This is a genomic window from Collinsella aerofaciens (assembly GCF_040910265.1).
In the GTDB taxonomy this organism is placed as follows: Bacteria; Actinomycetota; Coriobacteriia; order Coriobacteriales; family Coriobacteriaceae; genus Collinsella; species Collinsella aerofaciens_BK.
In genome coordinates this window covers 34,937-60,367 of record NZ_JBDGAW010000008.1, presented here as the reverse complement: position 1 = coordinate 60,367, position 25,431 = coordinate 34,937, and the positions used below count along the sequence as shown (strand labels likewise).

The window sequence follows — 25,431 nt, the reverse complement described above, 5'->3', positions numbered from 1 at the left end:
CGCAAGGACCGGGGCCGACCGCGTCGCAACGTCGCACGCCCGGAGCGTAGAGCCGGACGGGACACGCGGACAGCATCAAAGCCGATGGCACGTCGATTCGCATGCAGGAGATTGTACTCCCCGCGCGCCCTGGATAAAACGCTTTTCTTTAACTAAGTAAAGTATTTTCATTTGCTACAGACATAAAAAGACCCGCCACCGCAATAGGTGACGGGCCTTTGAATCAATGCTCGAAAGTAGTCGCGGACTAGGCGCTCTTCTTCCCGAGCTTGGACTTAACCAGGCCGACCACAGTCGGGATGATCGACACGGCGACGATGCCGACGATCAGCAGCTCAAAGTGCTCCTGCACAAAGGGGATGCCGCCAAAGAAGTAGCCCAGCAGCGTAAAGACCGTCGACCAGGTGATGCCGCCCAGCACGTTAAAGATGACAAAGTTGCGCCAGTGCATGCCACCCATGCCGGCGATAAAGGGCACAAAGGTGCGGATGAACGGGAAGAAGCGGCCGAGGAAAATGGCCAGATGACCCCACTTGTCCAGGAAGTCCTCGGACTTTTTGATGCGCTCGGGCGTCATGGCCTTCACCTTGCCCGAGGCGATGATCTTGCGGCCGAAGAAGTGTCCGATCATAAAGTTGCACTGATCGCCCAGGATAGCAGCGGCCCACGCAGTGGCCAAAAGCGCCACGATGTTAAAGCCACCGTTGTGGGCGAAGAAGCCCGAGGCGAACAGCAGCGAGTCGCCAGGGAGGAACGGGAAGAACACGACGCCCGTCTCGATAAAGATAATCAGGAACACGCAGCCGTAGGCCATAAGCGGGCCGGCGGCGATCCAGCTGGCGATCGCGGTGCGCGGATCCTTAAGCAGCTCGGCGATAAAATTGATGAAACCCATGAAGTAAAACCTCTCAGTTGTGGGCGCGGACACGTCCAAGTTGACCAGTATACGGTTATGGCGCGGACGCGGGCGTAATCCCACAAAAGTGCGACTTCATTCCCAGCAAGTTTGCATAACTGACACCTGTCACGTAAAGCCATGCAAGATTGCCCTTCCTAATCCCTAGCGAATCGCTATACTTTATTGAATTGCACTGTCGCGGCGCTAAGGGAGGGCGGCCGGTGAGCTTTATCAATACCATTCGCGAGGACATCAAGACCGTCCAGGCGCAGGACCCCGCTGCGCAAAACGGCTTGGTCATTTTCCTTTCGTATCCCGGCTTGCACGCCAAGTGGAATCATGTGCCCGAGCACTGGCTCTGGGAGCACGGCCATCGCTCACTCGCCCGCGTGCTCTCGCAGCTCACCCGCCATATCACCGGCGTCGAGATTCACCCCGCCGCGCAGATCGGCAAGCATTTCTTTATCGACCACGCCATGGGCGTCGTCATTGGCGAAACCACCATTGTGGGCGACAACTGCGTGCTCTACCAGGGCGTCACGCTCGGCGGCACCGGCAACGAGACTGGCAAGCGCCACCCCACCCTGGGCAACAACGTCACCGTAGGCACGGGCGCCAAGGTGCTCGGCAACATTCACATCGGCAATAACGTCAAGATCGGCGGCAACTCGGTCGTCGTCAAGGACGTGCCCGACAACTGCACCGTCGTGGGCGTACCCGGGCGCATCATCAAGCGCAACGGTTGCCGCGTGTTCGAGGAGAGCTTCGACGCCAAGCAGCATCGCGAGTACATGCCCGACGACGCTGCCGAGCAGAGCGCCCTTAACCGTCAGGGCATCACCGAGAACGCCCGTCGCGTCAAGGAACTCGAGCAAGAGGTCGCCGAGCTCAAGGCGCTCGTCGCCAAACTCGTGGACGAGCGCTAAGGCCGCGGGCAGCCGCCACGACATGAACGCCAATACAAAAGGCGCGCCAGGGAATCCGTCCCCGGCGCGCCTTCTTTTCGATGTGACATGCGGGACGGTCCCTTTGTCACCTTATGCGAACTGGCTCAGGTAGAGGTCGGCGTAGGCGCCCTCGGCTGCCAGCAGCTCCTTGTGCGTTCCTTGCTCGATGATGTTGCCGTGGTCCATGACCAAGATCAGGTCGGCATCCACAATCGTCGACAGGCGGTGCGCAATCACAAAGCTCGTGCGCCCGCGCATGAGCGCGTCCATGGCGCGGCCGATGGCAAGCTCGGTGCGCGTATCCACGCTCGACGTCGCCTCGTCCAGAATGAGGATCGCCGGATTGTTGAGCAGCACGCGCGCGATGGTCAGCAGCTGACGCTGGCCCTGGCTGATGCTTTCGGCATCGTTGGCCACGCGCGTGTCGTAGCCCTGCGACATGGTACGCACAAAGAAGTCGACCTGCGCGGCGCGCGCAGCCGCCACGACCTCATCGCGCGTCGCCTCGGGGCAGCCGTAGGCGATGTTCTCGGCGATGGTGCCATCGAACAGCCACGCATCCTGCAGCACCATGCCAAACTGCTGGCGCAGCTCGCCGCGGTCCATGCGACTCGTGTCCACGCCGTCGAGCGTGATGCGACCGCCGTCGATCTCGTAGAAGCGCATGAGCAGGTTGATGAGCGTGGTCTTGCCCGCGCCCGTGGTTCCCACCACCGCGATTTTCTGACCCGGCTCAGCGGTAAACGAAACGTCGCGCATAAGCGGCTTGTCGGGCGTATACCCAAAGCGCACATGCTCAAAACTAACGCGGCCCTCCACGCGACCCGGCAGCTTGGCAGCCTCGCTCGGCAGCGGGTCGGCTTCCATCTCGGGCTCATCGAGCAGATCGAACACGCGCTCCGCGCTCGCCAGCGCACTCTGCAGCGAGTTGAAGGTAAACGAGAGCTGCGTCATGGGCTCGGACGCTCCGTAGATAAACTGGAAGAACGCCTGGAACACGCCGACGGTCATCTGGCCAGCCACCAACATGTTGCAGCCCACGAGCGCGATCACGATCTGCGCCAGTCGGCCGATAAAGCGAACCGCAGGGCCAACGGCATTGATCATAAAGTCGGCCTTGGTGCTCACGCGCGCCAGCTCGCCCGAGGCCTCGTGCACCTCGGCAGAACTCTGGCGCTCGCGGTTGAACGCACGAATGACCAGACGACCCGAATAGCCCTCCTCGACCGCACTTGTGATCTTAGAGACCCACTCCTGGCGCTCGCCGGTCACGGCATGTGTGCGGGCCGAGACCGCCTTGGTCACCAGCAGCGACACTGCCGTAAAACCCAAAAAGACCAGCGTGAGCCGAACGCTATAGACGAACATCATGATGATGGCACCCGACACGGTACCGATCGACACCAACAGCTGCAGCAATCCGCGCTGCATGCTCTCGGACATCTTGTCCAAGTCGTTGGTCGCGCGGCTGACCACCTCGCCGGGGCGATGCGCATCAAAGTAGGCAAGCGGCAGGCGGCTGAGCTTTTGCGCGATGCGGTTACGCAGACGCAGGTTGAGGCGCTCGGCAACACTCGACATCAAAAAGCTCTGGAGCGCGTAGAACGAGGCGGCGGCCGTCCAGATCATAAAGTAGATGAAGATAGTCCTGCCGCATTGATCCCAGGTGATGCTGAAGGTGGTCCCGCTGGCAAACGCCACCTGTATGCGCTCCCACAGCTCGTCGATGACAAGAGCGCTGTACGCCGGCGCGGCGGTGTTAAAAATAACGTAGAACACGATGCTCGCGAACACGATATAGAAGCGCCAATGATCGCCGGCGGCCTCGCTCCACAGACGGCGCACCGTCGCCCAGGTGTCGCGGGGTGTCTCGTCCTCGTCCTCGTCGTCCACGTCGCGCATGCGTTCTGCCTCGGCGCGGGCGCGCTCGTCCTCGGCACGTTCGTTTTCCTCGTAGAGCGCCTGGCGACGGGCCTCGCGCTCGGCCGCGGCCTTGGCGGCAGCGTCCAGCTTGGGCACGGCCGCCGTCTCCTCGACTGCCCCTGCAACAGCGGCGTCATCAACGCCACCCTGCTTCTTGAGCTCCTCGGTCATGCTACTCACCTCCCTTCATCTGCGACTCCGCGATGGCGCGGTACACCTCGCAGGTCTCCATCAGCTCGCTGTGCGTGCCCAGGCCCACAACACCGCCGTCCTTGAGTACGACAATCTGGTCGGCATGCAAAATCGTCGAGATGCGCTGCGCGATGATGAGCACCGCGGCATCGCTCGTCTCGTCCTGCAGCGCATGACGCAGGGCCGCATCGGTCTTAAAGTCCAATGCCGAAAAGCTGTCGTCGAAGATATACAGGTCGGCGCGCTTCATGAGCGCGCGGGCGATGGCCAGGCGCTGGCGCTGACCGCCCGAGAAGTTCGTGCCGCCTTGGGCCACCGGCGCATCGAGCCTCTGCGGCTGCTCAAGCACAAACGTGCTCTGGGCAACCTCGAGCGCGTGCAGCATATCCGCCTCGGTCGCGTCCTCGTTGCCAAAGCGCAGATTGCTCGCCACGGTGCCCGAGAACAGCCATGCCTTCTGCGGCACGTAGGCGATGCGCCCGCGGATCTCGTCTTGCGAAAGCTCGCGCAGATCGACGCCATCCAGGCGAATGGCACCCTTCGTGGCATCGTGGAAGCGCAGCAGCAGCTTTGCCACCGTCGACTTGCCGGAGCCGGTCGAGCCCACAATCGCCGTGGTCTGCCCGCGGCGGCAGACAAAGTTCAGGTCGTACAGCGTGTCCTCATCGGCATCGTCAAAACGGAACGACATATGGTCGAACACGGCAACCGCGTCGGCGCCGTCTTCGGGGGCGGGCACACCTTCACCCAGTGTGCGCTTGCCGTCCACGATGCTCGGCTCAATCTCCAGCACCTGCTGCGCACGGTTCAGACACGCGGCGGCGCGCGGCAGCGTCAGCACCACCATCTGGGCCATCATCACAAAGAACAGAATCAGAAGCGCATACTCAAGCACCGCCGAGATACTCGCGATCTGCATAGTATGGGCGCCCACACGGTTACCGCCCACCCACAGCACTGCCACCTCGGCGATGTTCATCAAAAAGAAGCTCGAGCTGTCGAGTCCCACAAACAGATGGTTAACCTTGATGGCGTTGGTCGCGTAATCGCTAAACACCTCGTCCAGACGCTGTTCCTCGTGACGCTCCTTGTTAAACGCGCGAATGACGCGCACGCCCACGATGTTCTCGCGCAGCACCACGTTCATGCGGTCGATGAAGCTCTGCAGGCGCATAAAGATCGGCGCCGCGTTGGCAACCGTAAAGACCGCCGCCACCAGCACGATCGCAACCACCACGCCCAAAAGCGTGCCCATGGCGGGATCGATAAACCAAGCAAAGATGATGCCGGCCACGGCCAGGAACGGCACGGGCAGCACCAGCTGAATCGTCTGCAGAATCGCCTGCTGGATCACATTGATGTCGTTGAGCGAGCGCGTGATCATCGAGCCCGTGCCAAAGCGCTCAAAATCGCTAGCGCTCAGCTCGAGCGATTTGTCGTAGACAGCATTGCGAATATCGCAGGCCACGTTTGCCGCCAGGCGGGCCGAAAGGTAGCAGCCCAACACCGCGCCGCCGCTGGCCATGCCGGTCGCGATAAGCATATAGAAGCCATTGCGCAAAATGTAGTCGACATCGCCCGTGGTAATGCCGGTGTTGACCATGTTCGCCAGCATCGTGGGCACCAGCAGGGTGCCGATGTTGTCTATCAGCAGCACCAGCAGTGTCACCGCGACAAGCCTACGGTACGGCTTCATAAACCTCATTAAGAGTCGCACGACTCCCCCTCACGTTGATCCTCTGCCTGGCCCGTGGTCGCCACTTGTTGCTTGAATGCGTCGCACTCGTCGCCGAGCGCCTGGGAAAACTTGCCGATCAAGCGCATAATCTCGCGCTGCTCCCACGGCTCAAGCGTCTCGAATGCACGTTGCTCGGCCCCTTGCGCCGGCAGCGCATATTGCTCGGCAAACCACATGCCTTCCTCGGTCAGACGCACAACCTTGTTCTTGCGGCTGCCCTCGGCAAACTCCAATGTCGCGAAACCCCGTGCCGTCAAAGTTTTAATTGCCGAGTTAATGGTCTGCTTGCTGTAGAACCATTCGCTCGTCAGGCGGCTTACGGCAATACTGCCGCCCGCCGTGCTGGTATCGACGAGCATCCAGTAAGCGCAGTCCGAAAGACCGCAGGCGCGCGAGAACTCCGAATAGATATGGTCGAGTCCATTGAGCAACCGGTCGAAGTCGACCAGCGTAACCGCACTATTCATCTATCCCACCATTCGATTGTCCGATTTTTGACCAATTTTGTATCTCTAGATTAGTCCGAGTTTTGACTATCGTCAACAGGCTCTCCGCAAATGCTTGCACTTTTATGGCCTATCGGCAGAAAAAGACCGCCGGCTCGGGGGCAGCGCCAGCGGTCACGTGAAAATCGGGTTTTATTGCCCGTTAAGCGGCGACGGCCTCATAGACCGTAGCGCCCGAGAAGCTGTCATGCAGGCTCTTGCCGGCAATCCACGGCAGCTCGACGACCTCGCAGACCGTATTGACCAGCTCGGAGCAGTCAGTAAAGTGGCCCTTGTCGTTGAGGGCCTCGCAATCCTGAACACGCCAATAGCCATCGGTGTGCGTGATGTAGTACTCGTGATCATCAATCGTCACAAAAGCGCGCGTCTTGGAACGCAGCAGATTCAGAAATCCTTCGAAGTCGGTCTCGACGACATCTCCAGCCTGGAACATGATGTTACCTCCTGGCCCGGCGCCACCACGGCGCATTGATAAACGTTGGTACTCCTTTAGTAAAACCTTTATCAGAGGTTATGCGTTCGTCATTTAGGCAAGTGGTAAAAAACCGCAGGGTAGACGGGATAAAACGTTTAACCATCCCATTTGTTTGTCACATTCTGAAGGTACTTTTATGCAAACCTACTTTCCTAATTGGAATCTATCCTTTTGGCCGGGCAATTGACCGTCTATCGTTTGAGCCCGACGGGTATGAACGGGGCATCTGCAACGCCACTACAAGGAGACACCATGGAGACTATCGAAGCGCTCATCCACCGCCGCAGCTGCCGCAAATACAGCGATCGTCCCGTCGAGGCCGAAAAACTTGCACGTATTATCGAAGCCGGCCAATATGCACCGAGCGGCATGGGCCGCCAACCGGTGACGTTTGTCGCCGTCACCGACCCCGCGACCGTCGAGCGTCTCTCACAGCTCAACGCCCAGGTCATGGGCAGCAACAGCGACCCCTTCTATGGCGCCAAGACCGTTGTGGTGGTACTGGTCGACCGCAGCGTGCCCACGTATCTGGAAGACGGCTCGCTCGCCATGGGCAACTTGCTCAACGCCGCCTATGCACTGGGTGTCGATTCGTGCTGGATTCACCGCGCGCACGAGGTCTTTGACTCGCCCGAGGGCCTGGAGCTGCTGGCCAGCTGGGGCCTGCCCGCCGACGGCAACCTGCGCGGCGTGGGCAACTGCATCCTGGGCTATGCCGAGGATGTGCTTCCTGAAGCCAAACCCCGCCGCGACAACGTTGTCTACGTGAAGTAGTACAGGAGCGCCAGCAGGGGTAGCTAATTTAGGACGGGGCTCTTTTAGCTACCCCACTCGCTAGTCAACTGCCGGCAGAAAAGGAACGTCCCCTTCTGCCGGCCCTCTGCAGTTGCGGTGAAATACGGACTGTTTTGGCTCTATATGAGCCCATTTAGTCCGTATTCCACCGCAACTTATATTGTCGATGGGGTTGTTGCCGTTTCGTCCGTTTGAGTCGCTTCGGTATCGTCGCCCTGTTCGCCCTCGTCCTTTTGAGCATCGGCGATGGTGGAGGCCGCCGCAACGATGCCTCGTTGGGGTGCGACACCCGTCTGAGTCTGTGCCCCCTCGACAACCTCTGTACCTGCATGGGCGAGCTCGGGCGACTTGAACATTGCGTCCAGGTTGGCACCGCCGCCGGCGTAGCCGAGCGCTGCGAGCGCGATGACGATCACTGCAACGACGACCGCAATCGGAACATAACGATGCCAACCAGCCGGATTGAGCCCACTGCGACGAGCTGCCCCGCGGCTAATGTAGCCGAGCGTTCCGTCGTGCTTGAGCTTTGACCCCACCACGCGCTTACGACCCCACAGCGACGACTCGGCCTGCATGGCCAAACGGGCGCTCGCCGACGGATAGCCGTATTTCGTACGCTTAAATGAGCCATCGAAGCCAGAGGCATGCTTGCCCCACGTCACCGATGCTGTGCGTCGGTTGACCGGCGCGGCACTCCGCCTTCTGCGGCTCGGTTTTGCAGTCTCAGCCATATGCCCCCGCACGCCGTAACCAAATCGAAACAATAACGCTTTGGACTGTAGCACACGCATCGCGCGCGGTCACGGGCGCCTCGCTCAACGGTCGTCGCCCTTCAGCAAGCGCCACAGCGTTGTACGGCTTATACCCAGCACCTCCGCCGCACGGGTTCGGTTGCCGTGGAGATGGTCTACGACCAGCCGCGCGATATCGCGCTCGGTATCGGCCAGGGGTCGCAGGATATACAGATCGCTGTCGAGCGTCGGAGCGCCAAAGGTTGCGGTCTTAATTACGTCCTCTTGGGCGAGCACTTCCTCTGCCACGGTGCGATCCACCGTGCCTGCCCCCACCAATATATACAGTCGTTCCGAGACCTCGCGAAGCTGTAGATAATTTCGCGGCCACCGGTAGGCATCGAGCGTCTTTACCGCCGCGGGCGCCAGCATGGGGGCTGCCGTTCCAAACATATCGGCCAAATACCCCAAATAGCGCGCGATCTTTTTCGTCGCGCCGCCCTGCTCGGCAATCGCCGGCGCCACGCTCACCGCGCAGGCCAAGCGTTCGGTCACAAAGGCCGCCTGATCGCTTTCGCCGCCGCCCGGCATATCATTTGCCGTCAGCACCACGTGGCACCGCGCAGCAAGCGCCGTGCCGCCCATGGTGGACACAAGCTCGCGCAGCCGCTGGGGCTCAACGGCATGCCAGCCGCTCATGCACAGAGTCAGGTCCGTCTGGAACAGCGGCGATTCGGGACTTTTGAGCATATGACGCCAGCCGCGATCTGTGAGCTCATCGAGCGCAACGGAAACAAAGGGTTGATCGGCAAAAGGACCATCTAAGTAAAGGCGCTTGGCGATCTCGACCTGGCCCGCGCCCAATTCGCCCTCGAGCATAAGGGGCACGCCGCGCGCATAGCTCTCGGCGACGGGCGCAGCTACCGCAGCGGCACCCTCGACGATGCCGTAGGCGCTCGATTCGTAGCGGGCCTCCACCTCGTCGGCGTTCAGCCACTCGATGCCCGCATGCGCCGCGGCGCCGCGCACTTCACGGACCACGACGACCCAGAGGCTTACGCTCTCTTTGTCAGCAGGGCGAACGGTCAGGCTCAGGCGCGTACCCGCACGTCCCATAACCAGACGTGCGCCGTCTCCTATACGGTCAAGGCGCTCGGCGACAAAAGCCGCAACATCCCGCTCAAGTGCCGCGTCATCCATGGTCGAGATCGCGACGTCCCCACGCGCATCGATTGCTAATGCCGACGCCCCGGCAGCAGCCAGGGCGTCGATTAAGATATTCAGCTTGGCATCGCTGTCCATGTTTCGCCCCTGTCCTCGGTGCCGTGCGACCGCCGACAGCTGCACGGTTGCGTGTTTCAAAATTGAACGATATTGCTCACCAAACACTATAGGGCAGAAGGCACCGTCCTGCGAGTATAGGTGTTGCCCCGCATCGCCATCCTGGCGGGGCGATAAGAGCTCTTCGGGACTTATAAACCTGCGGACAAGCCATACCCGCAAGAGCTCCTATCGCTCCACCGCAGGCGTGCGGCCGCCAGCATGTGGCACGCAAATCGGCTGCCTTGCCTACCAGATTCCCAGCACGTGCTGCATTCCCAAACTCATGCACGCAATGCCAATCCAGCAGCAAAAGCCCAACGCAATGGGTTTTCCACCCTTTTTGACCAGCTCGACGATATCGGTATTAAAGCCAATAGCCGCCATGGCCATCACGATAAAGAACTTCGACAGCTCCTTGATGGGCGCCGTGACAGTTGCGGGTAGCTGGAACACCGTGGTGATCACGCTCGCCAGCACAAAGAACAGCACAAACATCGGAAACGCCCGCTTAAGCGAGAAGGTGTTTTTGGCGTCGCCGCCGGCCTTGCGCGCCTGACGCATCTGCCAAAATGCGAGCACCAGCGTAATGGGGATGATGGCCAGCGTCCTGGTGAGCTTGACCACCGTGGCGCTCTCAAGCACATTGGCGCCGGGATGCATGCTATCCCAAGCGCTCGCCGCCGCCGTGACGGACGAGGTGTCGTTGATGGCGGTACCGGCAAACAGGCCAAAGCCCTCGTTGGTCAGGCCGAGCATGCCGCCGAGCGTCGGAAACACGAGCGCCGCGATAACGTTAAACAGGAAAATGACCGAGATGGCCTGAGCAATCTCGCGATCGTCGGCATCGATGACGGGCGCGGTCGCGGCGATGGCAGAACCGCCGCAAATCGACGAACCCACACCCACAAGCGTCGCGATCTTGCCCGGCACGTTCATAACGCGGCAGAGCACAAAGGCGATGACAAGCGAGGTCGAGATTGTTGCCACGATAATCGGTAGCGACTGGGCGCCCTTGGACAGAATCTGGGAGAGGTTCATGCCAAAGCCAAGCAGGATAACCGCGTACTGCAAGACTTTTTTGGACGTATAGGTAACGCCGGCGGTGAGCTGTTCGCGACGATTCTTGGGAAAGACGAGCGCCAGGACCATGCCAAAGAGGATGGCAAATACCGGACCGCCGACCACCTCAATTTGTTTGCCGAGCAACGTCGCGGGAATGGCGATGATCAGGCAGAACAAGACGCCTTTCCAGCGCTCGCGTACGATGTTTGCCAGTTGCATATGGGATTCCTTCTTTCTATTTCACGTTTGCGACGGCTTATGATACGGCAACATTGAGCGCAGCCTTGCGCAAACACAGACTAAGATGCCGCAATAGTTCTCAGGCAACAGCCGAATTACCCACCGCGGAGAGCTGATTCGCGGCATAATTAACAACTGACATATGAGTTTGATAGAACAGTTGCGAGGCGCTATGGAAGAATCGATGCACGTCGGCGAGCAGGAAACGAGCCTACAGGACCAGTCCTATCACACCATTCGACGCAAAATCGTCTACCTGGACTACAAGCCGGGCGAAAAGCTGGGCGTCAAGCAGCTTTGCGACGACCTAGATATGGGTCGCACGCCCGTGCGCGAGGCTTTGGTTCGCTTGGCGCAGGAAGGCCTGGTGCGCACCGTGCCCCAGAGCGGCACCTACGTCTCACCCATCAACCTCACCCTTGCCGAGAGTGCCTGTTACATCCGCGAGCATCTGGAAAAGCAGGTGATTGTGGAGTGCTGTGCGCGCGCCACGTCGGCCGGCATCGAGCAGCTCGACCGCGCCATCGTGCTGCAGGAAAAGGCCATGGCCGAGGAGGATCGCATCGGCTTCTTTTTGAGCGACAACCTCATGCATCACATGATTTTTAGCATCGCATGTCGCAGCACCGTGTGGTCGTGGCTCGAAGAGACCAATGCCGACCTGGAGCGCTTCCGCTGGCTGCGCGCCGCCACGCAGGTTCTCGACAATCAGGACATCGTGAACGAGCACAAGCAGATTCGCCGCGCTATCGCCGGTCGCGACCCCATCGAAGCGAGCTTTTTGGTCAGCAAGCACCTGCACATGATGTTCCGCAACCAGACCGAGGTTCTGGACCAGTTCCCCGAGTACTTCGAGACCAGCAAGCTCCGCTAACCTGCCAAAAAGGGACAGGTTCATTTTGGCAGGTTTTATCTGGGCAAATGCAACAAGGCCCGGCTCCGTCTTGACGCGGAGCCGGGCCTTAGTCGTTAGAACGGCGGAACCAACTACTCTACCGTGACGCTCTTAGCAAGGTTTCGAGGTTGGTCAACGTCGCAACCGCGCAGGACGGCGACCTCGCGGGCGAGCAGCTGCAGCGGGACGCTCGCTGTGATGGGGCTGAACACGTCGCGGACTGCCGGCACGTGGATGATGCAGTCGGCGATCTTGTTGATCTCCTCGTCGCCCTCGGTGGCAACGACGATGACCTTGGCGCCGCGCGCCTTGCACTCCATAAGGTTCGACACGGTCTTGTCGTAGGTGGCACTCTTGGTGGCCACAGCGATGACAGGGAAACCCGGGTCGATCAGGGCAATGGGGCCGTGCTTCATCTCGCCGGCGGCGTAGGCCTCGGCGTGCAGGTAGCTGACCTCCTTGAGCTTGAGCGCGCCCTCGTAGGAAATAGCGGCACCCATGCCGCGGCCCACGAACAGCGCCGACTGCGCGTCCTTGCACAGCAGGGCGGCCTCATGAACGGCCTCGGTCTGGGTATCCAAAATCCACTGGATCTGCTCGGCCGTATCGGAAAGCTCGCGGAACAGCATGCGCGCCTGCTTTGTGGTCAGACGGTACTTAACCTGCGCCAACAGCAAAGCCAGCAGCGTAAGGCTCACGACCTGGCCGATGAAGCTCTTGGTCGAGGCGACCGCGATCTCCTTGTTGGCCTTGGTGTAGATGACGCCGTCGCTCTCACGCGCCACGGGGCTGCCCACCACGTTGGTGATGCCGAAGACCTTGGCGCCCTTGATGCGCGCGTCGCGAATGGCGGCAAGGGTGTCGGCCGTCTCGCCCGACTGGGACACGGCCACGACAAGCGTCGTCGGCGTGATGATGGGATTGCGATAGCGGAACTCGCTGGCCGCCTCAACCTCGGTGGGGATGCGAGCCCAGCCCTCAATGAGATTCTTAGCAATGAGTCCAGCATGGTAGCTGGTGCCGCAGGCGATCACGTAGACGCGATCGATATCGTTGAGCTCCTCGAGCGAAAGGCCCAGCTCATCGATATCGAGCTCACCGGCGGGGGTCATGCGGCCCACCAGGGTATCGCGCACGACGCGCGGCTGCTCATGGATCTCCTTGAGCATAAAGTCGGGATAACCGCCCTTTTCGGCCATGTCCAGGTCCCAGTCGATGTGGGTGACCTTGGGCTCGATAACGTTGCCGGCCTCGTCGGTGTACTCGACGCCTGCGGGCGTGAGCTTGGCAAACTGACCGTCCTCGAGCACCACGACATCGCGGGTGGCGTCGATGAGTGCAATGACGTCGGAGGCGACATAGGCGCCGGTCTCGCCTGCGCCGACCACAATCGGGGAATCCTTGCGGGCTACGGCGATCACGCCGGGCTCGTCAGCGCACACGGCGGCCAGACCATAGGCACCGACCACGTGGGTGCAAGCCTCGCGCACGGAGGCCATCAGGTCGTGCGTCTCGGCATAAGCCTCTTCGATCAGATGCGCGAAGACCTCGGTATCGGTCTCGCTCTTAAAGTGGTGGCCGCGACCCTCCAGCTCTTCGCGCAGCTCGGCGAAGTTCTCGATGATGCCGTTGTGGACGATGGCGATACGACCGTCGCAGCTGGTGTGGGGGTGAGCGTTAACGACGGAGGGCTTGCCGTGGGTGGCCCAACGGGTGTGGCCGATACCGCAAGTAGCGTCGCTGTCGATGTTGGAAAGCTCGCTCTCCAGGCCCGCGACCTTGCCCACGCGGCGGATGACGTCGAGGTGTGCCGCGGCGCCCTCGCCCACCTCGAGCGCGACGCCCGAGGAGTCATAGCCGCGATACTCCATACGCTTGAGGCCCGTGACCAGGATGTTCTTTGCAATATCAGAGCCGGTGTAGCCGACGATTCCGCACATAGGATAAATCCCTTCGTTCGCGTGACTGCAAGACGTCCACGCACAAGGGGCGCTGAGACGTACAACGTTCGAGTATTGTACTCACGCAAACGCAAGCTGATATACCAGAAGTGGTATCTCAACTTGGATACCACCCGATGCACACATGCTCAAACCACCACGAAGGGGACAGGCACCTTCGTGGTGGTTTGGACCGGGGCGGCGGCCCGTCCCGGCAATTTGTCTCGATCTGTAACATCTAGGGCTCCGAAAGCGGGCTAACTGTTACAGATCGAGATTTTCCGTCCGACCTCGACGTTTTGTCTCAATCTGTAACACGTAGAGCCGGTTTCACCGTCCAGATGTTACAGATCGAGACAATTGAAGGCCGGAACAGCAAAAACCACCACAAAGGTGCCTGCCCCCCTGCCCCCTTCGTGGTGGTCGAGCTGGCAGCTGTGTTTCCCCAAATAAAACCTGCCAAAATAAACCTGTCCCTAATTGGCAGGTTTTGACACCTCAGGGGCGGGCGATGCTACAATCTGGCTTGTACTTGAAACGCATCAAAGGGGCCGCTATGGCAAAGGTAAAAATCAGCGACGTCGCGCGCGAGGCCGGGGTTTCGCTGGGCACGGTTTCCAACGCGCTCAACCATCCCGAAAAGCTGCGCCCCGAGACCCTCAAACTCATCAACGAAACCATCAATCGCCTAGGCTACCTGCCCAACCAAAGCGCCCGACAGCTGGCCGGCGGTACCACCAAGTCCTTTGGCCTGGTGCTCCCCCGCCTCGACCACGGCTTTTCGCTCCAGATCGCCAGCGGCGCCCACAACGAGGCACGCAAGCACGGCTATGACCTACTCATCGCCAACGCCGACAACGACGACATTCTCGAGGACCATTACCTGCGCTACTTTATGGGCACCCAGATGTCCGGCGTCATGGTGCAGCCCATGGCATCCCCCGACTGGCACCCCGCCATGGCCAAGATGCCCGTCCCCATCGTCCATCTGGACATCCACTGCTTGGAGCCCGGTTACTACGTTGCCGCCGACAACGAGGCACAGGGCCGCATTATCGCCGAGCTCGCCATCACTCGCGGCGCACGCCACATTGTCGTCGTCGGTCGCGCCGCTTTTATGCAGCTCACCCTGCGCGTCCTTGGCATTCACAAGGCGCTCGCGATGCGCCCCGATATCAAAATCGAGGTCATCGATGCCGGCGAATGGAACACCGCGGCAGACGGCTATAGCATCGGCGCGCAAATTGCCGAGCGCGCGGCCGACGAGCGTCCCGATTTTGTGATCGGCCTCACCGACGTACTGGCTTCGGGCATCATCTCGGCGCTGGTCGACAAGGGCATCTCCGTTCCCGGCCAGATTCTCGTCGCCGGCTGCGACGGCAACCCGCTTGCCTGGAGCGGTTCGGTCCCGCTCACCACGGTGGCGCCCCCGGGCTACGAGATTGGCCGTAAGGGCGTCCAGCTGCTTATGGAGCAAATCGAGAACAAGGCGCCGGCCAAGACCAAGCACATCCGTATCGGCTCTGCCGCCCGAACCGTGACCGCCGTCACCGCCACCGAAGACATCAACCGCCAGGAAATCGTACGCCCGTTTTTGCTCGAGCGCGCCAGCACGCAAGGAAGCGAACAAGCCGAGGCTACCGCTATTAACCTCGGCGCATATCTGTAACCCAACCACCGACATTAACAAAAGGGCCCGCTTGGCATCACAGCCAAGCGGGCCTTTCTAAGCTAGTCGTCTACGCTAGTCCAGGTGGAAGGCGCAACGCAGATCAACAGAAACCGGGGAGTTGTCCGGATTCGTCTCCATAACGCTCGCCATGAAGTCCCACCAACGCTTGCAGACCTCAGTCTTGGCGCTCTCGGCATAGCGCTCGGGGTCGTCAAGCTCGATATAGCCAAACAGCGTGTTGGTCTCGGCGTCGACAAAGATCGAGTAGTTGTGGCCACCGTACTCGTGGAGCATATCGGCCATCTCGGGCCACAGCTCGTTGTGACGCTTCTCGTACTCATCGGCAAAACCCGGATAGAGCTTCATCTTGAAGCCGTTGATGGTCTTGCCCTCGCCCGTTTTACGAACCGTCATGATATCTTCCTTTCACTCCATCCCCCGCCGGTGCGGAAGAGTTGTTGTTTTTCGATAGGCCCCGGTCAGTATTGGGGCTCCAGCGCGCGCTCGGACAGCGGCTCGCCGGTTATACACACCGTGGCGTCCTCGACACGTGCACCCTCCACGTTGGAGAGATCGGCACCCCGCTCGCACGCGGTGCCTCGCAGGCGCTCAAGAGTGATATCCCGCAGGGAATACCGGTCGCTCTCGTGCACGTCGAACAGAACCGCGCACTCGAGGTCGCAATCGCGCAACGTCACGTTCTCGAGCACCGAGGGAGGCAGGTCATCCCGTCCCTTAAGGTCGAAGAACTGCGCCCACGGCCGCACGACAAACCCGTTGTCCACCGTAGCGCGCACCTGCTCCATCGTGATGTACTCGTAGCGCTGCGGCGTGTCCGGGCGCATCTTGATCCACAGCAGGTTCTTGCCATCGCGCACGGTCAGGCGGCGCACGAGCACGTTGCGCGCGTGCACGCATTCCGATCCAACGGTCAGGCAACCGTGGCAGAACCCATAGATGCAGTCCTCGATGAGGATCCGCTCGCAAGAGCCGTTCTCGGAGGCGATATCCGCCCAAGGGCCCTTGCCGCCTTTGAGAACCACCGAGTCGTCGTTCACCTCGAGCGTGCAGCCGCGCACCAGGACATCGGTACAGGCGTCGATGTCGATGGCATCGGTCGACGGCGCCTTGACCGGGGAGACCGGCGAGAAGATGCGGCACCCCAGGTAGCGCACGTGGTCGCAGCGATAGATATGCGTCGTCCAAAACCAGCTGTTCTGCAAGCAGAGCCCCGCGATGGTCACGTCACTCGAGTTCGAGATGTAGACGAGGCGCGGACGCTGCTCGTCCTTATTGGTGCAATCGGGGTTCCAGGTACGCCGATGCCAAAAAGACCGCCACGCATCGAGCCCCGCGCCGTCGATGGTGCCCGGACCCGTCATGGTGAACCCGTCGCAGCCATCGGCGTTGATGAGCGCCTGGACATAGATCGCGGTCTCGCCCTCGATGCGCGTCTCACCGATGGCGTAGTCGTCGAGGCTGCGGCTGCCGCGCAGCATGCCACCCGCGGCGACATACAGGTTCACGCCCGGCTTGAAGAAGAGCGACCCGGTGAGATAAACACCCGGCGGCACCACGATGACGCCGCCGCCAGCGGCCGCGGCCCGGTCGATCAGCGTCTGGATCTCGGCCGTATGGATGCGCCCGTCGTCCAAGATGCCGTGCTTGGTGAGGACGTAGCGCGCACCAAGGTCCTCCAGCCGGGGCCCATCGGTGCACGCAAACCATGCATCGATGGGCGTGCCGTCCGGCCAGACATCAGGCGTGCCGCCGGCGGCCGCGGCCTCGCCCGTGGCCGGGGGAGCCTTCGCCTCTTTAGCCATCACATCGCCATCCTTCCATCAGACGTCGGATCTTCGACCGTCACGGTCTCACCACTCGGGATGCACAGCGGGGTGTCGTCGATGAGCATCCAAACGTCGATCCGCGCGGGGTTGTAGATATAAGCGCCCGTGGACGAGTAGACGAGCCCCCGCACCGCCTGCGCATAGTCGTACACCTCGATATTGGTGGCGTACCACACCTCGTCGAGGCCGGAGACGCGGTCCAGGAATCGCTCGAGCGCACCCCATGCCCCGCGCCCGGTGGCCTCATAGCCGTGACCCCACACGTACAGCAGATACGGCTCGCGATAGACAGCCGCATCGAGCGGGGCGAGGAACTTTTCGACCACGACGTCGAGTTCGGGCTGCACATAGCTGCAGGCCGCGTCCCACGCCAGCCAGTCATCGGGCAGGCCGACGCAATCATAGGTGCGGCGCGTCGTGCGGGCGTAGACGATCCCGCATGCAGCCGCAGCCGCCCGTGCGTCATCGCGCTCGCGGTAGTTGATGGGCCACGCCATGCCCCGCACGGGCGCATGCACGAGCTCCTCGAGCTCCGCCTTGCAGCGGCCGATCTCATAGGTCGCCATGGACGCCGGCACGCATCCCACGTGCGCATGGGTGTGACCGTGCACGGCGACCTCGAAACCCCTGTAGACATCGGCGATGCGCTCGGCCGGCAACTTCTTGTGCTCGACCGCGAACCCCGCCTGCTCCAGATGGTCGGAGCGGCCCATGAGCCCCGTGTTGAGGTTGAACGTGGCGCGCAGCCCCCGCTCCCGAAGCATCTCGGCGATACGGACATCCTCGACGGTCCCGTCATCGAACGAAAGCGTGCAGCACTTCATGCGGCCGCCCGGCCAAAGCGGGATATCCTCGCGTAACCTGAGCATATCGATCCCCTCAGAAGCGATCTCCATACCGCCGAACCACGCGACCGATGGCGTCGCCTTCGGTGAACTCCGTGATCACGTACCCGCCGGGCTTTACCGCACAAACCTGAGCGAGCACGCCCTCCACATCGAGCACGCCCGCACCGATATCGCAACGCTCGATCGCACTGCCCTCGACACGGTAGTCGACCAGATGCGTCGCCACCACGCGATCGCCGAAACTCTCCAGCGCATCGCGCACGATATCAAGCTGCCGCGGGGCAAGCTGCGGCGTGATGAGCGCCGTGGGATCGAGCACGATGCCGAGGGCGGGCGAGTCGACGCGCTTGATGAGGCGGCGCGTGGTCTCCACGTCGTGGATAGGGTGATTCACACCCGGCTCGATACCGACGACCACCCCATAGCGCTCCGCGGTCGCGCACAGGCGGCGAATCGAGGCGACGGCCGCCTCGAACGCCCCGGGCGTGAAGTTGTCCTCGGTGTAGGCGAAGGAGGGGTCGACCGACCCGGTCTCCGTCGCAACGATCGGCGCGCCGAAGAAACGCGCATGCGCCAGATAGGCCTCGAAGCGACGAAGCGCGGCCTCGCGCTCGTCAAGATCGGGATGGATGATGTTCACGTAGCACCCGAGGATCGCGACCTCGACTCCGTGGGCGGCGAGCGCACGGCGGATCGTGGCGCCCAAGCCTGGGCTCAGACGTTCCGGGTCCGCCTCCTGCGGAAACGAGCGGGCGAGCGCGAGCTGCACGTTGCGCACGCCCTGGAACTCAAGCGCCGCACCCAGCCCATCGGGCGTCCCGTCGAACGCGACGTCGTGTCCGCGGCAACCGAAATCGATCATACGGCCCTACACCCCTAGCAATACGAGACAAGCGCCTCGGTCAGCGCGAGGACGCTCAGCGACTGGCCATAGGGCATGTCGGTCAAGTCGACCGTACGGTAGTAGTCAAGGTCGTCGGCAAGAGCCGTGCCCACCGACACGCCGGCAAGCTGACCGTGATCGCCCATCTGCGAAATCACGCCGTTGACGGCACGGTTCGCCACGTCCTCATAGGACGGATCAACCAGACGCATGTGCACGGCCTTGAGGATACCGAACGCGAACCCCGCGGAGCCCGAGGTCTCCAGATAGGAATCGGCGTCATCGATCAGCGTGTGCCACAGCCCGGTCTCGGGGTCCTGGTAGCGCGCGAGCGCGGCGATCTGGGCGCGCAGCACCTCGACGATCATGCGATAGAGCTCGTCCTCGGGCTTGAGGTCGAGCACCTCGATCAGCACGGGGAAGGCGATGGTGATCCAGCAGTTGCCGCGGCACCACAGCGCCTCGGCATAGTTGTCGCGGCGCTCAAAGCTCCAGCCATGGAACCACAGGCCCGTCTTGCGGTCCACGAGATACTTGATGTGGATCATGAGCTGATAGCGGGCCTCGTCGATATAGTCCTGGCGACCGAGCAGGCTGCCAATCTTGGCAAGCGGCAGCACCGCCATCATGAGGGTGTCGTCCCACAGCTGGTTGGTGTTCGCCGGGCCGTAGGTCACGTGCTGGAAGCCGCCCTCGTCGGTGCGCGTCAGGTCATGCATGGCCCAGTCCGCCCAGCGCTCGAGGTAGGGACGGTAACGGCTGTCGCCCGTGTCCTCGTAGAGGCAGGCCATCGTGAGCAGCGGCGCCATGGTGTTGATGTTCTTGGAAGGTGCGCCCTCCCGCATGCGGGCCTCGAACCACTCGGTCACGATTCGGAGCGCCTTCGCGTTGCCGGTGTTTCGGTAGTTCATGTACGTTCCAAAGAGACCGACACCCTGGGGCCAGTTCCACACGCACCAGCTCTTGTCGTCGACCTTGAGACCGTCGAAGTCGAGCAGGTAGTCGCCCGAGGTGTCGTCGATCTTGGTGAGGCAGTTGAGCAGCAGGTCGATGGTCTTCTCGAGCTGCTCCTTGCTGGGCAGGGCGACGGTGGGCTTGCAGGCGGTTTCCATGCCGGATCCTTTCTTGTTTGGGAGTAAAAAGTCGATGGTCGGGCGTCCCGCTGGTATCGGCCGGCCGAAGCCAGCGGGACGATGGTTCGTTTAGGACAGATCGCAGACGATATCATCGTCGGGCGGTAGAGCGCAGGGAATGCGAACGGGATCGGCGTGGTGCCCGGCGACCCAAGCGGTCACGGTATACACCACATCGCGCGCCTGGCCCGGCAGCGGCAGATCGAGATAGCGCGACTGGACACTCACGGCGCGCCGATAGACCCGTCCCGTCGCCGCGTTGAGCTTCTTCACCACGTAATAGGCATCGGGGCCCTGGGGCTCCCAACGTAGGTCGGTCTCCAGGCCCACGTTGCCGCGCACGCTCGTCGCGGTAAGGCCGCGAACCGGCACGGGCTCCGCCTGCGGCTCGATCTCGACATCCAGCCCAGGCATAAGCTCCGCAAGACGGCGGGCGACGATGCCTGCGCAGACGAAGGCACCCAAGCAGCTCAGGTGCACGTTGTCGCGCACGCCGTCGGGATGGCTGGGACACTGGAAGGGGTCGGCCTGCAGGTAGTACGCCGAGCGGTTCTCGGCGGGAACTTCCGCGAGATACGCGGCAGCCTCCGCGCGCAGGTCGATCAGGGCCACATCGTGTTCCCGCGCATAGGAGCGCAGGACGTCGGCGTAGTCGTCGAACACCGAGCGGCCGTCCTCGCGGCCGGGGGCGCGGTACTGCGGCTGGGGCGTGATGAGCACCGGGGTCGCGCCGCGGTCGACGACGCTCGCCACGTAGCGGTCGATCCAGCCGGCATACGATGCAAGAGGAATATAGCGCTGCGGGCGCTCCTTCGAGGTATCGTTGAGGCCGAACTGGATGAGCACGATGTCCTTGGGCCTCATCACGCCGAGCAGCCTATCGAAGCGATGCTCGGATAGATAGGTGCGAAATCCGCGCCCCCCGAGCGACCGGTTGAAGACCGTCGGCCCCGTGCCCGTGAAGACGCGCGCCTGCTTGGCGTCGCTCGACGGATCGTTCGCGACGGTCGCGGCATGATCGCGATAGAGATGCCACGCGAGCCATTCGCCCCAACCGGACTGCGGTCGCTCCTCGTCGAAATACGTCTGCACGGTCGAGTCGCCCGCGATGAGGATGCGCGGAGACGGCGCCGGCTCGCGCTCCACCGCGGTGGCTTCGAGCGCGCGGAGCACGACCGCGGCCTTCTCGGACATCTCGGTCCCCGGCAAGTCATCAGCGGGGACAAAGCCGAGTTCGAGGATCCGGGAGGTCAGCGGCACGGTGACCTCCAGCCTGCGAACCGCACGAGCGGCGAGGTCGAAGCGCGCACGCTCCTCCCCGTTCACCACGAGGGCCAGGCGCTGGCCGCGCTCGGCACCCGCCACCTCGAAAGCCAAGTACCAATCGCGCGCCTCGATCGGCATGCGCACGAACGACCCCTCGTAATAGGTATCGCGCGCGATGGAGTCCGCAACCCCGTTTAAGGGCTCGGACTCCTCGGCAAAGCGACGGGCGACAAGGGTTATGCCCTCGGCGCCAAAGCGGACCGGCCGCGTGGCCAGATGCGCCTCGCGGCGAAGGTGCGCGCCGTCCACCCATCCCTGCGCCGGGTCGGGATATGCGCGCTCGACCATCTTGAGCGTCTTACCAAAGCAATCGGTCGTATGCATGCACATCTCCTTTCAATCTCATTCTCGAACTCTTCCCCGCGAGCGCAAGCGACGCGCAGGCCGTTCAGTATGCGGTCGGGACCATCCGTTAAAAGGGAACCTCCCAGCTCGCGCGGGCATGCTCGGCATCGGGCGGGGCCCACGGCAGCTCAATCTCGTCGGAAGTGCACAGACCGTCCTTTCCGTCGCCCTCCACGAAGATGCGCCAGCCCGGCTCGCGGGTAACCCGATAGCCGTGCAGCCCGTCGACCTCGTCGACTGCGATCCGCCCCAGCACCAGACGTTGGCCGGTCTGCGCGTTTCGTGCGAGCACGCGGTAGCCCGACACCCCGGCAAGCGCGCGGAAGCGGACCGAGAAGCCGATGCTGTCGGCGATGTTCGCGGCATCGACTTCGTAAAGGTCGACGCCCACGATATGACGGGCGCGGTCACGACCCTCCGCCGCAAACGCATGCACCGCCTCGATCACGGCGGCCGGGCCCGAGAGCCGCCCGCGCCAAGCCTGGACCTCATACGTCACCGCATCGGGGCGGCCCGGCTCGACCTGGTCGCGAAAACGGGGCTCGAGCACCACAACGCATCCCGCATCGCCCCCGCGACGCGCGACCGTATAGAACGCGGCACCCGGGACGCCCTCCCAAGAGAGGTCGAGACACGGGTCATCCCCGTCGTCGTGCGAGCGGGCGGCAAGATGACGCGGGGCCTCCAACGCCGCCGGGGCCTCCTCGTCGTGGAATTCAAACCCATCGGCGGACCCGGAGACCCCCTTCGCGACGATGCGAGCGAAGACGCGCGCACCGAGCTGCGAGAGATGCGTCGAGTCGTCCACGCCCTCGGGATAGGCGGGATACTGTCCCGCCGAGAGCTTGAGATACAGGGCGCGGGCGTGCTGGGGACCGAGCTCGGAAAGCACCCGGGCGCCCTCAGCCGCAAGATCGATGCAAGGCGTACCCGTGCGGCGGCAGAGCTCGCGCTCGGCCTCGGCATACGGGACGAAATCGGCAAGCGGCGCACCCGCGGCATCGAAGCGATAGCGGGGCGGCGGCGTCACGACCACCGGAATCGCCCCACGGTCGCGGGCACTGTCGATGTAGCGCTCAAGGAAGGCCATGAACTCCGCTGGCGATGAATAGCGCAGGGGACGGGCTCGCGTCGCGTCGTTCGCCCCAAACTGGATCAGCAGCACGTCCCCGGGCCCCAGGAGCGAAAGCACCTGTCCGAGTTTTCCCTCGGCGATGAAGGAACGCGCGCTCCGCGCAGCCATGGCCGCGTTGACCACGGACCGCGTGCCGTCCCCGCCCGTGTAGCGCGTCGCTGCCGCATAGCCAAACCGTGCGTCATGCTCGACCAAGCAGGGTTCGATCCCAAGATAGCGGGCGAGGTATTCGCCCCAGCCCGCCTGAGGGCGCACCGCATCCGTATACGTCTGCGCAAGCGAGTCCGAGGCGATAAAGACCGTACGCTCCCCCGCCATCTCGCGCGGGCGCTCCTCGACCGAGAGGGAGACGAGCTCGACGACCGCCGCGGCCTCATCGCGCACGGGGGAGGACACAGCGTCTCCAGCGGACGGACCGAGCTCCGGAGCCCAGGTCACCTCACAGGCGCGGCGCGTGAGCGGCGCCGTGGCCTCGACCTCGACGACTCCCTCCGCGGGAACCGTGCACGACGCGACCGCAAAGCCATCGACCATCAGACTGCCGGTCTGCGCATTCCCGTCAGCCGATGCCAGACACGCCCGCACCTCGACGTTCACGGCGCGCGACGGGCAACGCACGAGCGTGCCCTCCACGCGATCATAAGTGCCGACGGTCGCCTGCGTCCCATCGAGCGACGGTGAGTCCTCGACCCAACGGCGCGTCCTCAGCACGACACCGCCGCGCGGGCCGCGCTCCTCCGGAACAAGCTCGTCCGTCACGGCGCGGTCGGAAAAAATCCCCTCGCTCCAGCCAAAATCCTCGCCAAAGGAGCGCCCGACGGCCTCGTAGCCGCTCGGCAATTTCCCGGCGTTCATCACGCATCGACCTCCGCCTCGAGCTTGACCATGTCATACATCACGTAACCGGTCGTCTCGAAGGATACGGTGTTGTCGTCGGCCAGATCGGCCGCCGGGATCTCGACGCGCACCGTCTGCCCGTGTCCGCCCGTCACCGACGAGCGGTATGCGGCGCGATCGTTCTCGAAGGAGCAGTCGCGCAGCAGCGCGCCGTTCAAGGACACCGCGAATCCCACGTCCGCGCGGCCCGAGACCATGGTGCCGGCCGTGGCGCCCGCCAGGCACACCGTGAGCACGTATCGGTCGGCCCCGTCCACAGGACGCGGGAACGTGATGGACCAGGTGCCCCCGGCGCGCTGCAGGTAGCACCAAGTGTCATCCGACCCGGCGCGCCACGTCAGATTCTTGGGCGTCATGTTCATCCACACATAGTTGCGCGGCTGATCCCAAAAGGTAAACGGCTCCGTGGTCCCCGTGGCATAGCCAAGCTGCCAGACCACGGGCAGCGGGCGGTTGTCGACCGAGAGCACGCCCAGCTCACGGGCCTCCCCAGGAGCGACCTCAAAGCATCCAAGGTCATACTCATGCTCGTCTGACGTCGCGTTGAGACGGGCGTGCAGCCAATAGCGGCCGGGCTGCATCCGGGAGAGCTCGAAGCGACCGTCCTCCGCCGTCGCGTAATAGATGCGGCCGGCCTTCTGCTCGAAATAATCGCCGGGCTCGCTCGCCGCCACCACCGTCAATCCGCGCGGGTGCTCGACGGGCGTCGCGAGGGCAAGCGTTCCGGAGAGGCTCGCATAGGAGCTCGTGTAAAGCTCGGAATCGGGCAGCCACGCAGCGGGCAGCGCGGCGCGCTCAGCCGCGGCACGCTTCTGAGCGTCCGCGACGACACCGCATCCATGGTTGAAGTAGACACACCACGGGCCGTAGAGTTTTCGCCATCCCTCGGGCACGTCGAAGTCGCCGGTTCCAAAGTGGGCGCCCGTCATGTAGTTCAGGATGATGCCGTCATAGTGCACGAGCAGTTCCTGCTTGAGCGGCCCGCCGGGGTAACAGCTCTTGTCGAGCGGGATGAACCAGGCACCCCACTCGTCATCCGTGCGATCGCCGGAGTACTGGCCCCACAGATCGTTGTCGGCAAAATAGCCCGCATAATCGTATTTCGAGTAGACGTCGGAGTTGGTGTAGCGGCAGGCGTCGGCAAAGCGAAACGTCTCGTCTTGCAGCTTCTCGCCCACCGCGGCCATGTATTCGGCTTGAGGTTGCAACCCCTGCCTGCGGCCCGTGTACCCCGTGAGGAACAGGCTCGAGTCAAACCGATAGACCGTGCGCAGCTCGTTGATCGTGACTTCGGACTCATCGCAAGCCGCGACCACATAGCCGTAGACCGCCGGCTCGCCCTCGAGCACGACGAGATGGTAGGCGAGCTTGAGCGCGCTCTCATCATCGACATAGGCCACGTGCACGCGCTCCGGCGTGTCCTCGATCACCTCGAGCCGCGTGGGGACGAGATTGCGCGTCTTGCCGTTCACATGGTAGTCGCAGTAGAAGCAATGTTCGCGATCGGGGTCGCCCGCCGCGCCGGAGAGGTTCTTGAGCAGCTCGCGTCCGTCATATACCACGGACGTCGCCTTCCCGTCCTCCGAGAACCTCACCGCTAAAAGGTCGTTCTCGATGGTGCAGGCGTTTCCCTCGATCGCAAGCGATGCCATGACTGGTCCTTTCCATACAAAAGCGGAT

Annotated in this window: 21 protein-coding genes; 4 read left to right on the top strand and 17 right to left on the bottom strand. The window is 62.6% G+C overall.

What is annotated here, in order from left to right; translation table 11 throughout:
- Positions 1-247: 247 nt before the first annotated feature.
- The gene (locus AB5Z14_RS05085) at positions 248-895 is read right to left on the bottom strand and encodes a DedA family protein (RefSeq protein WP_368130561.1); all 648 of its coding nucleotides are present in this window, start codon (positions 893-895) and stop codon (positions 248-250) included.
- Positions 896-1,119: 224 nt separating this feature from the next.
- Between AB5Z14_RS05085 and cysE the strand changes: the two genes are divergently transcribed.
- Positions 1,120-1,824, top strand: coding sequence for a serine O-acetyltransferase (gene cysE / locus AB5Z14_RS05080; protein WP_117635598.1), 705 nt, complete (start codon positions 1,120-1,122; stop codon positions 1,822-1,824).
- A gap of 111 nt (positions 1,825-1,935) precedes the next feature.
- Here cysE and AB5Z14_RS05075 read toward each other — a convergent pair whose 3' ends face one another.
- From AB5Z14_RS05075 to AB5Z14_RS05060, 4 genes are all read right to left on the bottom strand, one after another.
- Positions 1,936-3,939: an ABC transporter ATP-binding protein gene (locus AB5Z14_RS05075; RefSeq protein WP_368130560.1), complete on the bottom strand. Its 2,004-nt coding sequence runs from the start codon at positions 3,937-3,939 to the stop codon at positions 1,936-1,938.
- A gap of 1 nt (position 3,940) precedes the next feature.
- On the bottom strand, positions 3,941-5,665 hold the full coding sequence (locus tag AB5Z14_RS05070) for an ABC transporter ATP-binding protein (RefSeq protein ID WP_438265650.1): 1,725 nt from the start codon (positions 5,663-5,665) through the stop codon (positions 3,941-3,943).
- Positions 5,665-6,165, bottom strand: coding sequence for a MarR family winged helix-turn-helix transcriptional regulator (locus AB5Z14_RS05065; protein ID WP_368130558.1), 501 nt, complete (start codon positions 6,163-6,165; stop codon positions 5,665-5,667). The genes AB5Z14_RS05070 and AB5Z14_RS05065 overlap by 1 nt, the downstream gene beginning before the upstream one ends.
- Positions 6,166-6,346: 181 nt before the next feature.
- Positions 6,347-6,637: a CDP-alcohol phosphatidyltransferase gene (locus AB5Z14_RS05060; RefSeq protein WP_368130556.1), complete on the bottom strand. Its 291-nt coding sequence runs from the start codon at positions 6,635-6,637 to the stop codon at positions 6,347-6,349.
- A 294-nt stretch (positions 6,638-6,931) separates the two neighbouring features.
- Between AB5Z14_RS05060 and AB5Z14_RS05055 the strand changes: the two genes are divergently transcribed.
- Complete coding sequence (locus AB5Z14_RS05055) at positions 6,932-7,453, top strand: nitroreductase family protein (protein WP_368130555.1); 522 nt, start codon at positions 6,932-6,934, stop codon at positions 7,451-7,453.
- A gap of 176 nt (positions 7,454-7,629) precedes the next feature.
- Here AB5Z14_RS05055 and AB5Z14_RS05050 read toward each other — a convergent pair whose 3' ends face one another.
- From AB5Z14_RS05050 to AB5Z14_RS05040, 3 genes are all read right to left on the bottom strand, one after another.
- Positions 7,630-8,205 (bottom strand): hypothetical protein, encoded by a 576-nt coding sequence (locus AB5Z14_RS05050; protein ID WP_368130554.1) that lies wholly within the window; start codon positions 8,203-8,205, stop codon positions 7,630-7,632.
- An 84-nt stretch (positions 8,206-8,289) separates the two neighbouring features.
- Positions 8,290-9,507, bottom strand: a complete 1,218-nt coding sequence (locus tag AB5Z14_RS05045) for a helix-turn-helix domain-containing protein (protein ID WP_368130552.1) — start codon at positions 9,505-9,507, stop codon at positions 8,290-8,292.
- A gap of 267 nt (positions 9,508-9,774) precedes the next feature.
- A complete protein-coding gene (locus AB5Z14_RS05040; RefSeq protein WP_368130551.1) occupies positions 9,775-10,809 on the bottom strand; it encodes a YeiH family protein in 1,035 nt (344 codons plus the stop codon).
- A 193-nt stretch (positions 10,810-11,002) separates the two neighbouring features.
- Between AB5Z14_RS05040 and AB5Z14_RS05035 the strand changes: the two genes are divergently transcribed.
- On the top strand, positions 11,003-11,704 hold the full coding sequence (locus AB5Z14_RS05035) for a GntR family transcriptional regulator (protein WP_050766156.1): 702 nt from the start codon (positions 11,003-11,005) through the stop codon (positions 11,702-11,704).
- A 113-nt stretch (positions 11,705-11,817) separates the two neighbouring features.
- Here AB5Z14_RS05035 and glmS read toward each other — a convergent pair whose 3' ends face one another.
- Entirely contained in the window at positions 11,818-13,665 is a 1,848-nt protein-coding gene (gene glmS, locus AB5Z14_RS05030; protein ID WP_368130550.1) for a glutamine--fructose-6-phosphate transaminase (isomerizing), read from the bottom strand.
- A 556-nt stretch (positions 13,666-14,221) separates the two neighbouring features.
- Between glmS and AB5Z14_RS05025 the strand changes: the two genes are divergently transcribed.
- The gene (locus AB5Z14_RS05025; RefSeq protein WP_368130549.1) at positions 14,222-15,334 is read left to right on the top strand and encodes a LacI family DNA-binding transcriptional regulator; all 1,113 of its coding nucleotides are present in this window, start codon (positions 14,222-14,224) and stop codon (positions 15,332-15,334) included.
- A 75-nt stretch (positions 15,335-15,409) separates the two neighbouring features.
- Here AB5Z14_RS05025 and rhaM read toward each other — a convergent pair whose 3' ends face one another.
- The 8 genes from rhaM to AB5Z14_RS04985 all read right to left on the bottom strand — a co-directional run bounded on the left by rhaM (position 15,410) and on the right by AB5Z14_RS04985 (position 25,403).
- Positions 15,410-15,751, bottom strand: a complete 342-nt coding sequence (rhaM, locus tag AB5Z14_RS05020) for an L-rhamnose mutarotase (protein WP_368130548.1) — start codon at positions 15,749-15,751, stop codon at positions 15,410-15,412.
- 65 nt (positions 15,752-15,816) lie between these two features.
- The gene (locus AB5Z14_RS05015) at positions 15,817-17,160 is read right to left on the bottom strand and encodes a glycoside hydrolase family 28 protein (RefSeq protein ID WP_368130547.1); all 1,344 of its coding nucleotides are present in this window, start codon (positions 17,158-17,160) and stop codon (positions 15,817-15,819) included.
- Complete coding sequence (locus AB5Z14_RS05010) at positions 17,160-18,053, bottom strand: polysaccharide deacetylase family protein (protein WP_368130546.1); 894 nt, start codon at positions 18,051-18,053, stop codon at positions 17,160-17,162. The genes AB5Z14_RS05015 and AB5Z14_RS05010 overlap by 1 nt, the downstream gene beginning before the upstream one ends.
- A 10-nt stretch (positions 18,054-18,063) precedes the next feature.
- On the bottom strand, positions 18,064-18,894 hold the full coding sequence (locus tag AB5Z14_RS05005; protein WP_368130545.1) for a sugar phosphate isomerase/epimerase family protein: 831 nt from the start codon (positions 18,892-18,894) through the stop codon (positions 18,064-18,066).
- Between the two features lie 14 nt (positions 18,895-18,908).
- Positions 18,909-20,027 (bottom strand): beta-galactosidase BglB, encoded by a 1,119-nt coding sequence (gene bglB, locus AB5Z14_RS05000; RefSeq protein ID WP_368130544.1) that lies wholly within the window; start codon positions 20,025-20,027, stop codon positions 18,909-18,911.
- A 90-nt stretch (positions 20,028-20,117) separates the two neighbouring features.
- Complete coding sequence (locus AB5Z14_RS04995; protein WP_368130543.1) at positions 20,118-21,698, bottom strand: GDSL-type esterase/lipase family protein; 1,581 nt, start codon at positions 21,696-21,698, stop codon at positions 20,118-20,120.
- A gap of 88 nt (positions 21,699-21,786) precedes the next feature.
- Positions 21,787-23,709, bottom strand: coding sequence for a GDSL-type esterase/lipase family protein (locus tag AB5Z14_RS04990; RefSeq protein WP_368130541.1), 1,923 nt, complete (start codon positions 23,707-23,709; stop codon positions 21,787-21,789).
- Complete coding sequence (locus tag AB5Z14_RS04985; protein ID WP_368130540.1) at positions 23,709-25,403, bottom strand: polysaccharide lyase family protein; 1,695 nt, start codon at positions 25,401-25,403, stop codon at positions 23,709-23,711. The genes AB5Z14_RS04990 and AB5Z14_RS04985 overlap by 1 nt, the downstream gene beginning before the upstream one ends.
- Positions 25,404-25,431 lie beyond the last annotated feature (28 nt).

Bases quoted from the DNA above. Each gene is read 5' to 3' on its own strand.
- AB5Z14_RS05085 (WP_368130561.1), bottom strand. From the start codon at position 895: ATGGGTTTCATCAATTTTATCGCCGAGCTGCTTAAGGATCCGCGCACC.
- AB5Z14_RS05075 (WP_368130560.1), bottom strand. From the start codon at position 3,939: ATGACCGAGGAGCTCAAGAAGCAGGGTGGCGTTGATGACGCCGCTGTT.
- AB5Z14_RS05070 (WP_438265650.1), bottom strand. From the start codon at position 5,665: ATGAGGTTTATGAAGCCGTACCGTAGGCTTGTCGCGGTGACACTGCTG.
- AB5Z14_RS05065 (WP_368130558.1), bottom strand. From the start codon at position 6,165: ATGAATAGTGCGGTTACGCTGGTCGACTTCGACCGGTTGCTCAATGGA.
- AB5Z14_RS05060 (WP_368130556.1), bottom strand. From the start codon at position 6,637: ATGTTCCAGGCTGGAGATGTCGTCGAGACCGACTTCGAAGGATTTCTG.
- AB5Z14_RS05055 (WP_368130555.1), top strand. From the start codon at position 6,932: ATGGAGACTATCGAAGCGCTCATCCACCGCCGCAGCTGCCGCAAATAC.
- AB5Z14_RS05050 (WP_368130554.1), bottom strand. From the start codon at position 8,205: ATGGCTGAGACTGCAAAACCGAGCCGCAGAAGGCGGAGTGCCGCGCCG.
- AB5Z14_RS05045 (WP_368130552.1), bottom strand. From the start codon at position 9,507: ATGGACAGCGATGCCAAGCTGAATATCTTAATCGACGCCCTGGCTGCT.
- AB5Z14_RS05040 (WP_368130551.1), bottom strand. From the start codon at position 10,809: ATGCAACTGGCAAACATCGTACGCGAGCGCTGGAAAGGCGTCTTGTTC.
- AB5Z14_RS05035 (WP_050766156.1), top strand. From the start codon at position 11,003: ATGGAAGAATCGATGCACGTCGGCGAGCAGGAAACGAGCCTACAGGAC.
- glmS (WP_368130550.1), bottom strand. From the start codon at position 13,665: ATGTGCGGAATCGTCGGCTACACCGGCTCTGATATTGCAAAGAACATC.
- AB5Z14_RS05025 (WP_368130549.1), top strand. From the start codon at position 14,222: ATGGCAAAGGTAAAAATCAGCGACGTCGCGCGCGAGGCCGGGGTTTCG.
- rhaM (WP_368130548.1), bottom strand. From the start codon at position 15,751: ATGACGGTTCGTAAAACGGGCGAGGGCAAGACCATCAACGGCTTCAAG.
- AB5Z14_RS05015 (WP_368130547.1), bottom strand. From the start codon at position 17,160: ATGGCTAAAGAGGCGAAGGCTCCCCCGGCCACGGGCGAGGCCGCGGCC.
- AB5Z14_RS05010 (WP_368130546.1), bottom strand. From the start codon at position 18,053: ATGCTCAGGTTACGCGAGGATATCCCGCTTTGGCCGGGCGGCCGCATG.
- AB5Z14_RS05005 (WP_368130545.1), bottom strand. From the start codon at position 18,894: ATGATCGATTTCGGTTGCCGCGGACACGACGTCGCGTTCGACGGGACG.
- bglB (WP_368130544.1), bottom strand. From the start codon at position 20,027: ATGGAAACCGCCTGCAAGCCCACCGTCGCCCTGCCCAGCAAGGAGCAG.
- AB5Z14_RS04995 (WP_368130543.1), bottom strand. From the start codon at position 21,698: ATGCATACGACCGATTGCTTTGGTAAGACGCTCAAGATGGTCGAGCGC.
- AB5Z14_RS04990 (WP_368130541.1), bottom strand. From the start codon at position 23,709: ATGAACGCCGGGAAATTGCCGAGCGGCTACGAGGCCGTCGGGCGCTCC.
- AB5Z14_RS04985 (WP_368130540.1), bottom strand. From the start codon at position 25,403: ATGGCATCGCTTGCGATCGAGGGAAACGCCTGCACCATCGAGAACGAC.